5 protein-coding genes and 2 pseudogenes are annotated in these 8,598 nt (G+C 71.8%); all 7 read right to left on the reverse strand.

The genetic code is table 11. From position 1 onward, the window contains the following. Nucleotides 1-185: pseudogene (locus B124_RS36475) on the reverse strand (discoidin domain-containing protein); the annotation flags it as partial. A 453-nt stretch (nucleotides 186-638) separates the two neighbouring features. Further along, nucleotides 639-3,563: a DUF5682 family protein gene (locus B124_RS36480; protein ID WP_496507321.1), complete on the reverse strand. Its 2,925-nt coding sequence runs from the start codon at nucleotides 3,561-3,563 to the stop codon at nucleotides 639-641. 38 nt (nucleotides 3,564-3,601) lie between these two features. Next, the gene (locus B124_RS36485) at nucleotides 3,602-4,723 is read right to left on the reverse strand and encodes an ATP-binding protein (RefSeq protein ID WP_496507322.1); all 1,122 of its coding nucleotides are present in this window, start codon (nucleotides 4,721-4,723) and stop codon (nucleotides 3,602-3,604) included. 109 nt (nucleotides 4,724-4,832) lie between these two features. Further along, on the reverse strand, nucleotides 4,833-6,281 hold the full coding sequence (locus tag B124_RS36490; RefSeq protein WP_496507323.1) for a vWA domain-containing protein: 1,449 nt from the start codon (nucleotides 6,279-6,281) through the stop codon (nucleotides 4,833-4,835). Then, nucleotides 6,278-7,720 (reverse strand): hypothetical protein, encoded by a 1,443-nt coding sequence (locus tag B124_RS36495; RefSeq protein WP_496507324.1) that lies wholly within the window; start codon nucleotides 7,718-7,720, stop codon nucleotides 6,278-6,280. Before B124_RS36495 ends, B124_RS36490 begins: the two co-directional genes overlap by 4 nt. Beyond that, on the reverse strand, nucleotides 7,720-8,223 hold the full coding sequence (locus tag B124_RS36500; RefSeq protein ID WP_496507325.1) for a hypothetical protein: 504 nt from the start codon (nucleotides 8,221-8,223) through the stop codon (nucleotides 7,720-7,722). The genes B124_RS36495 and B124_RS36500 overlap by 1 nt, the downstream gene beginning before the upstream one ends. 181 nt (nucleotides 8,224-8,404) lie before the next feature. Then, nucleotides 8,405-8,598: pseudogene (locus B124_RS36505) on the reverse strand (IS110 family transposase); the annotation flags it as partial.

The following is an 8,598-nucleotide window of genomic DNA, read 5'->3' on the forward strand; positions in this document are numbered from 1 at the left end:
GTCTGCGCCGAGCCGAGGTCGTAGCGGATCCACACCCCGTCGCCCTCGGCTGACCACCGGGTACTCAGATCGTCGTCGATGGTGTTGGCCGGCACGTTGCCGTCATCGGCGCTGGCCGTGACTCCCGTGACCGGCAGCGGCGCACCGATCTCGGCTGCCTCGGCCGACGCGACCGGCTGGTACACGCCGGAGACTCCGAGGGCTAAGACCCCCACCAGAAGCGCGCGAGTCGTTCTTTTCACAGGGCCTCACTGTGGTTGAAGCGCCGGGTCGACCGAGGGAGGTCTGCCCGGCGCCGAACGGTTGTGGTGGAACACCGCGAGGTTGCGCACGGCGATGCCGCCTGCAAGCCACGGCCGCGTCGGAGAGCTTCGTACCAGCAGGGTGGTGCCATGGTGACCCGGTCGGGCTCCGGCAATCGGCCACGCTGTCAGACGCCCGCGGGGACCGGTCCCTCACCACCCCGCCCGGCTGCCGTCAAGGAGACGGTCGGTGTACAAACGCGTTCATACGCCCGATGACGGACACGCTGGCCGGGACGGGAGGGGCGGCGGGCGTGCGGGAAAACCGCCGCCTCTCCCCCGGGCCGGAGCTGTGCTCCGGCCCGGTCCGCTGTCCGGCCCCGGATGGGCCGGCGGTCACGCCTTCGTCAGCAGCGACTCCAGCGCCGTGGCCGTCTCCTGATGCCGCTCCGCCAGCACCGGGACCGACGAGCCGGCCGAGGCCGGGGCGTCACCGGGTCGCGTCCACTCGCTTTCGCACCCCATCAGCCCCGCCACCGCATCGCACGCCGCCGGGTACGCGGCCAGCAGTGCCGCACCGCGGGGCGCAGCCGGGGCCGCGGCGCCCCGCCGCAGCGCGGGCGACGCCTGCGGCTCCGCCCGCCACGGCGGCGTCCACGTGTCCAGCGCCGGGAGCCGGGCCGGGAAGATCCGTCCTGCCTCCCGTATCAGCAGCGGAGCCAGCTCACCCGCCTGCTCCCGCAACGTACTGATCAGCAGCGGCAGCCATGGCAGCAGCACCGCGTCCGGCAGCCGCCCGAAGGCGTTCGACACCGCCTCCACGACCATGTCCGCCAGCCCCGGCACCGGCTCCAGCGCGTGCACGAACCCGCTCAGATACCGCGGGTACGCGGGCACCACCATCGGGTTGTCCAGCAACTCGTCGCACCGCGACCGCAGTTCGGCGCGCGACAGGGTGCCCAACTGCACCTGGGCCGCCCACAGCAGGGCCGTCTTCGACGGGTCCTCGGGATGCGCCTGGCCCACCGCCAGCTCCAACTGGGCCCGGTCGCAGCCCAGCGACAGCGCCAGCCCCTCCATGCTGAACAGGAACCCGAGCATCGCGGCCACCTGCCCGGTCGTGGCCTCCTCGTCGCGGAACGCGGTCGGCAGCAGCGTGCAGTAGTGCGCGTACCCCGTCTTCACGAACGATTCGATCCACGGCGGCAGCACCGGCTCGCTGGTGCGGTAGTACGCCAGCAGCTTCCGCACCTGGCGCAGCACCACCGGGGCGCCGTCCACCGTACGCTCGGCGGTCAGCACCTTCAGCGCGTGCGTACCGAGTTCGTCGGCGAGCCGGCGGCTGCCCAGATACAGCACCGCGTCCTCGACCGCGCCCAGCACCTGCGCCGACGTCGCCTGCGGCCCGTACGCCTCGCGCCGCAGCCGCTGCTCCAGGACCTGCTCGACGCTGACGCCCTCGTACCCCAGCTCGATCAGTGCCCGCTGGTGGGTGCCGAGGGACAGGTCCCAGGACTCCTGGAGGGACCGCTCGCCGAGCCGGCGCTCGCCCATGATCGGGCGGGCCGCCCCCTGCGGCAGCAGCCGGCGCAGCGTCCACAGCAGGTCCGAGCACGCCTCCAGCTCGGGCTGCCCGGTGATGTCCAGCAACGCCCGCCGCACACCCCGCTGCTGGAGGTTCAGCCCCAGCGGCGCCAGCCGGTCGTGCACGTCACGGGCCAGCGGCGGCAGGGCGTCGTAGCCGACCTGCCCGATCCGGTCTCCGCCCATCATGATCTCGACGAGCCGCCGCACGTCCCGCCGCCCCGGCACCGCGTCCTTCTCGATGCAGGTGACCGCGGCGTCCTGGAAGTCGTACGGCGTCGGCTTCGCCCGGTCCCGCATCCCGGCCAGCAGGATCGACGTCTCGAAGACGGCGATGGCGTCGGCGGTGGAGGCGAGGTAGCCGTTGCGGCGGGCCGCGCGGACGATGTCCACCGACCAGCCCAGCAACTCGGCCTCGTCCAGGCCGTCGAGCACCGGCGGCTGCTGCAGGAAGCCGGACAGCCGGTCCGGAACCGCCCCCTCCGCCCCGTCGGCGACCGCGCCGGCAGGGAGAGCTGTGGCTGCTGCCGCTGCCGCCTTCTTCGCCGGCAGCTTCTTCGCAGACGGTTTCTTCGTGCCGTTCTGCCCCGCCAGCCGGTAGGGCCGTATCCGGCTGCGCTTGAGGCTTTTCGCCCACTCCGCCGACGCGATCGACACCGACCCCGCCGCAAGACCGAACTGCGCCTCTATCGCCGCGTTGCTGGACGGGATCAGCCCGTACTGCCAGGTGGTGCCGGTGCGCTCGGAGACGGTGAACGTGCCGGTGCCGCCGACGCCGAACTCCGCGACCCGGCTGGCCGCGTGGAACGCGCCGCACACGTACACGCAGTCCGCGGGATCCGCGCCGGACGCGGCCAGGTGCTCGCGCATCCGGGTCCACATGTACCGCTCACGGTCCTCGTCGACCCGTACGCGCCCCTCGTCACCCGGCGCGAGCCGCCGGAACAGGCTGCCGATGAGGAACATGACCTGGCGGTAGGTGTCGTGGTCGCTGCTGCCGAGCGGGACCTCGACGTACTGATGCCACCACTCCGACCAGTGCCGCACCCGCCCGTGCCGCAGCAGGTGCTCCTCCAGCTCGGCAAAGCGCGGCCGGAGGTCGCCGATCTCGACGCCGACGGCCTCGCCGTGCAGCCGGGCCTCCGCCTCCGTCTCCCCTGCGGCATCTGCGGCCGTGTCCGTATCCGCGTGCGCGCCGGACGCCTCCTCCGCCGGCCCGCCGCCGGTATCCGGCGCCGCGCCGCGGGGGTCCCACTGGAAGACGTGGTCGGCGGACCGGTCGACCAGGACCAGCTCCACCCCCGGGGTGTCGAGGGCGTAGGCGATGGCCTGGTACTCGGCGGACGCCTCCGTGATCGGCGCGACCACCGACAGCGGCGCCCACTCGGCCGGGAAGCCGTCCACGTCGCCGGCGAACGCCTGCACCGCCACCGGCAGCCGGCAGTTGCGCAGCTCGGTCAGGAGCGGCGCCATGTCCTCGCACAGCTCCAGGTACACCACCTTCGGCTGCTTCTCGCGCAGCCGCCGGGCCATGGCGAGCGCCGAGGCCGGCGAGTGATGGCAGACCGGGAAGATCTCCAGCGGCTCGTGCACCGCGCGGTGCACGTCGTCGACCATGCCCAGGAGGATGCCCTCCAGGGCGTCGGGGCCGTCCGCGAACTCGGCCGCCGCCTCCTGCAACTGCCCGCGCAGCCCGCTGAACACGCTCGTGCTCGTGCTCGTGAGGGATCCGCTCACCGCGGCCTCACCTCCTTTCCCGCCGATGTGGGCCTTGGTCACGACAGAGTGGCGATCGCGTCGCGCCCGCCCTCCAGGAAGTCCGGCCACGAGCCGCCCTCCTTCTTGCTGCGCGGCTCCACCACGCCGTGCAGGTATTTGTTGAGGATGGCCAGGTCCTCCGGTTCGCGGCGGGTCAGCGACCCCACGAGCGAGGAGGCCAGGGTGCGGGCGGTCAGCGTGCGCTCGCCGAAGAAGTTGCTGTGCAGCACCGCGTCCTCCAGGACACCGATCTGCTCGGCCGTCGACAGCGCGGACTCCAGCTTCTCGTCGTCGCTGCCGGCTGCCGCGGCGGAGGCACGCAGGTCGGCGAAGCTCTGCAGCAGCACGTCGAGCAGGGTCGGCGGCACGTCCAGCTCGATCGAGTGCCTGCGCAGCAGTTCCTCTGTACGGAAGCGGACGATCTCCGCCTCGCTCTTCTTGTTGGTGATGACCGGAATACGCACGAAGTTGAACCGGCGCTTCAGCGCCGACGACAGGTCGTTGACACCCCGGTCCCGGCTGTTGGCCGTCGCGATGACCGAGAACCCGGGCTTGGCGAACACGATGTTGTCGCTGCCGCCGCTCTCCAGCTCCGGCACCGAGATGTACTTCTCGGACAGGATCGAGATCAGCGCGTCCTGTACATCGCTGGTCGAACGGGTCAGCTCCTCGAAACGCCCGATGGAGCCCGCCTCCATCGCCGTCATGAGGGGGGAGGGGATCATCGACTCCCGCGACTGCCCCTTGGCGATCACCATGGAGACGTTCCACGAGTACTTGATGTGGTCCTCGGTGGTACCGGCGGTGCCCTGCACCACCAGCGTGGAGTTACGGGAGATCGCGGCGGACAGCAGCTCGGCCAGCCAGCTCTTGCCGGTACCCGGGTCACCGATCAGCAGCAGACCACGGTCGGAGGCGAGAGTGACGATGGAACGCTCGACGAAGCTCCGGTCGCCGAACCACTTCTGCGAGATCTCCCGGTCCAGGCCGTCGGCCCGCTCGGAACCGAGGATGAACAGGCGGACCATCTTCGGCGACAGCCGCCAGGAGAACGGCTTCGGGTTGTCGTCGACCGACTCGAGCCAGTCGAGTTCCTCGGCGTACTTGATCTCGGCGGGGGCACGCAGCAGCTCGGACATGAGGGTGAAGGGCCTTTCGTAGTCAAAGTCAGAAGTCAGAGACAGAGAGGGAGTCAGCAGCCGGCGACCGGCAACCAGTGGCCGGCAGGAAGCAGTGCGCAGTGGGCCGTCAGGTCAGGAACGACTTGAGTTCGTGCACGAGCTTCTTGATGTGACCGGAGATCACCGGGGTGCCGAGGTCCTTGAACCGCTCCCGGAACCACGGGTTGACGCTGCCGCGCCCGGAGCTGGTCACCGAACCGACCGGGATGAACTTGGCGCCGGAGCGGTGGACGGCGGCGAAGCTGTCGTACAGCTCCTGCGTCCGCCACTCGTAGAAGTCGGATATCCACACCACGACGGTGTTGCGCGGCTCGGCGATCTTCGGCTGGGCGAGGGCCATGGCGACCGTGCCGTCCGTGCCGCCGCCGAGCTTGGTGCGCAGCAGCGTCTCGAACGGGTCGTGCGACCAGGGCGTGAGATCCAGCGCCTGGGTGTCGTAGGCGATCAGGTGGACGTCCACCTTCGGCAGCCCGGCGAAGATGGACGCCAGGATGGTGCAGTTGACCATCGAGTCGACCATGGAACCCGACTGGTCCACCACCACGATCAGCCGCTGCGGTGTGGTCTTGCGGCTGGTCTGCCGGTAGTAGAGCCGGTCGACGTAGAGCCGCTCCGCCTCCGGGTCCCAGTTGGTGAGGTTCTTCCAGATGGTGCGGTCGAGGTCGAGGTTGCGGAAGACCCGCTTGGGCGGCACCGACCGGTCGATCTCACCGACGGCGGCCTTCTCCACCTGGGTGCGCAGCACCTGGGCGACTTCGTCGACGTAACGCCGGATCAGGGACTTGGCGTTGGCCAGGGCCACACCGGACAGGTTGTCCTTGTCGCGCAGCAACTGCTCGATCAGGGACATGCTCGGCGTCAGCCGGGAGGCCAGTTGCGGGTCGGCCAGCACCTCGCGCAGCCGCATCCGCTGGACGAGACCGGCCTCGATGGCGCCGAGCTCCGGCCCGATCTGCGGGATCAGCCGGCTGAGGTCGGGCGTGGGCGAGCCGAACCCGGTACCGGTGGGACTGACACCGCCGCCGGTGCCGCCGCCCGCTCCCGCAGGGCTTCCCGCGCCGCGACCGCCGCGCAGCGCACCCGGCTCGCAGCCCAGGGCGCGCTCCAGCCAGTCGGCGTCCGACTGCCAGCGGGCGAGCTGACCGGCGGTCACCTCGCCGGGGCGCGAGGCGAAGACGTTCAGCAGGACCTTCGACGCGAGCGCCGCGCGCCGCACTTCGGCGGCCCGGTCGCGCGCCCCGTCCTCCTCCGGCTCGGGGGCCATCAGCCCCTCGAACTCGGCGGACAGCTCCGGATGGCGCTGGACGACGGAGTCCACGGAGGCGTCCGGGTCGAGCAGCGCGGCCGGCAGGCCGATGTCCTCGACCACGGCGAGGGACAGCGACTCCAGCCCGGCCTGCTCCTCGGGGTCGAAGAGCCGGGCGAGCAACCGCCAGTACAGCGCCTGGCGCCGGTTCTCGTTCGCGTCGGGCCCGCTCGCGTCCGCAGTGCCCGGGTGGCTGGGGGTCGGGTTCATTTCCGCAGCAGCCTTCCCGCGCGTTCGCGCAGCACGGTCACGGCGTCGGTCGCGGCCTTCTCGGCCCGCACCCCGGCCTTGTCGGTGGTGCCCCCGGCCCACGCAGCGGCGTGTACGGCGACGGGCTTCTTCCGCACGGTCCGCTCCACGGCGAGCGGCTGGAGCAGGAACTCCCCGGCGTCCCAGCGCAGCAGCCCCAGACAGGCGCTCGACGCGGCGACGGCCTCGGGCGTGAGCGGCCCGGCGGCAGGAACCCGGCTGACGTCGACCCGCACCCCGGACCCGCCGAAGTCGAACACGACGGCCCCGTCCGAGTCCCCGGCCCCGTCGGCGTCCCCGGCGTCGCCGGCCCCGTCGGCGTTCACGGCGTACCCCTCCACCAGGACGGGCACGGCGATACGCGCCGGATGCCGGTCCAGGGGCGCGGTCGCGAAGGCGGTGGCGGCCGGGAGCGCGACCCGGGCGGTGACGAACACGTCGGCGGGCTCACCGGTCCGCGCCCGCGCCTGGTCCCACAGCAGGTCGCCCTCGGCGGTGGCGGGCATGGCGTCGATGTCGACGGAACGGCCCTTGCCGAGCGCCTCCAGCAGGGCCAGGTGGGGGCGCAGCAACTGCCACAGCCCGGCCCCGACGACCGAGTCGGGCTTGGGCGCGGACACCGAGGCCCGCACCAGCCGGGCGGTGGAGCCGTCGGCGGGCTCGAACACGGCGTGGACCTGTGCCTGCACCGCGGTGGAGTGCTCGTGCACATCCGCCCCCAGTGGAAGCAGCCGCCCGGTCAGCTCGGTCACCGCAGGGGCCCCGGCGGCGCCCGGCAGCGTCAGGAGCAGCGCACGGGACCAGAGATCGGCCCACCGCCGTACCGGCACCCGGTCCAGGGTCGCGCCGGGGCAGGACGCGGCGAGTTCGGCGGCGAAACCGTCGAGCAGCGTCGCGAGCCGGCGCAGCGCGGGGTCGGGAAGCATCGCGGAGACGACGGGGGCGGCGGCACCGACAAGTTCGTGATCGATGCCCTGCCAACCGGCCCGGGCGAGATCGCACAGCCAGCTCCGCGCGGCGACGAGAAGGTTGACGGGCGGCTCGGAACCGGTCCCGAGGGCATCGCCGTGCTCCTCGCGCAGGCCGCGCTCTCGGTCGAAGGAGCCGTCGATGCGCTCGGTCAGGGCATCGTGGGCGGAGCCGAGCAGGGCGGTGCGGGCGGCGGCGAGGGCGACGAAGTGGTCCTCCCCCGCGCCTCCCGCGGCGGTCTTTGCGGCGGCCTCGTCCACGCGTGCCGCGAGCGGGGAGGCGGCGACGGCGTCGGCGAGCCGGCCGATCCCTTCGGCCTGACCGGGCTGCGGGCGCAGCAGCCCGCCGATCAGAGCGTCGTCGAAACCGTCCACGGCGGCCAGGACCTCGTCGAGCCCGTCGATGGCGTCGGTCAGCAGATCCACCCGCATCAGGCCACCGCCTTGCCCGTCGGGAACCACTGCATCTCGGGCAGCGGGTGGGTGTCCGGGGCCAGTTCGAGATAGGCCAGGTGCCGCAGGAACCGGCTGAACACCTGCGCGGCGGCCGAACTGTCCCCCTGCCCGGGCCGCGTGGCAGTCATGACCCCCGTGAGCGCGGCGGCCTCGGCCCCGCCCTCACCGACGTCGGCCTTCAGATACCGGGCGACCCGCTCGCCCCCGTACTGCAGCACGGCCTCGCTGATGAGGGCACTTATGTGCTTGCAGAAGGCGCCCCGGGCCCCGCCGCAGGGCCGGTTGTTGTTGGTGCTGCACGCGAAGGCGTACGACCCCGCCGCCACCGACGACACGTACACCCGCCCGATGTCCGACCCACTGGACACCACCCCCTGCAACCGCCCGTCGGCCAACTCGACGAACGGCACCTTGCTCAGCTTCCGCGGCCGGGCCGACGGCACCACACGTACCGTGCTCGACCTCTCCCAGACGGACAACGCACCATCTCCCACGCATACGGAACGGGACGTTCACGCCAGCGCGGCGGAACGTGAAACCAATCTAACGGGGGGTACTGACAACGCCTCTGACGCGTAAATAGGAGCAGGTCAGGATGGGTGTGGGCAGGGCCGGATGCCCGGTGGCTGTGATAGGCCAGCGGGTGTCTGGTGCTGCTGATCAGGCTGTGCTCTCCCTCGGGTTGAGGGTGACGGTGTAGCCGAGCTGGTTGAGCTGGGTGATCGCTCGGCGGGTGGCGCGTTCGGGGTCGCGGCGGGTGAAGTAGGTGCCGCCGAGTTCGTGGTAGGCGGTGTTGTCGGTGAGCATGTGCCAGATCGCGGTGGTGATCGAGTGCTCGACTGCGACCAGGGCCC

The organism is Streptomyces sp. CNP082, from assembly GCF_059570535.1.

Bases quoted from the DNA above. Each gene is read 5' to 3' on its own strand.
- B124_RS36490 (WP_496507323.1), bottom strand. From the start codon at position 6,281: ATGAACCCGACCCCCAGCCACCCGGGCACTGCGGACGCGAGCGGGCCC.
- B124_RS36495 (WP_496507324.1), bottom strand. From the start codon at position 7,720: ATGCGGGTGGATCTGCTGACCGACGCCATCGACGGGCTCGACGAGGTC.
- B124_RS36485 (WP_496507322.1), bottom strand. From the start codon at position 4,723: ATGTCCGAGCTGCTGCGTGCCCCCGCCGAGATCAAGTACGCCGAGGAA.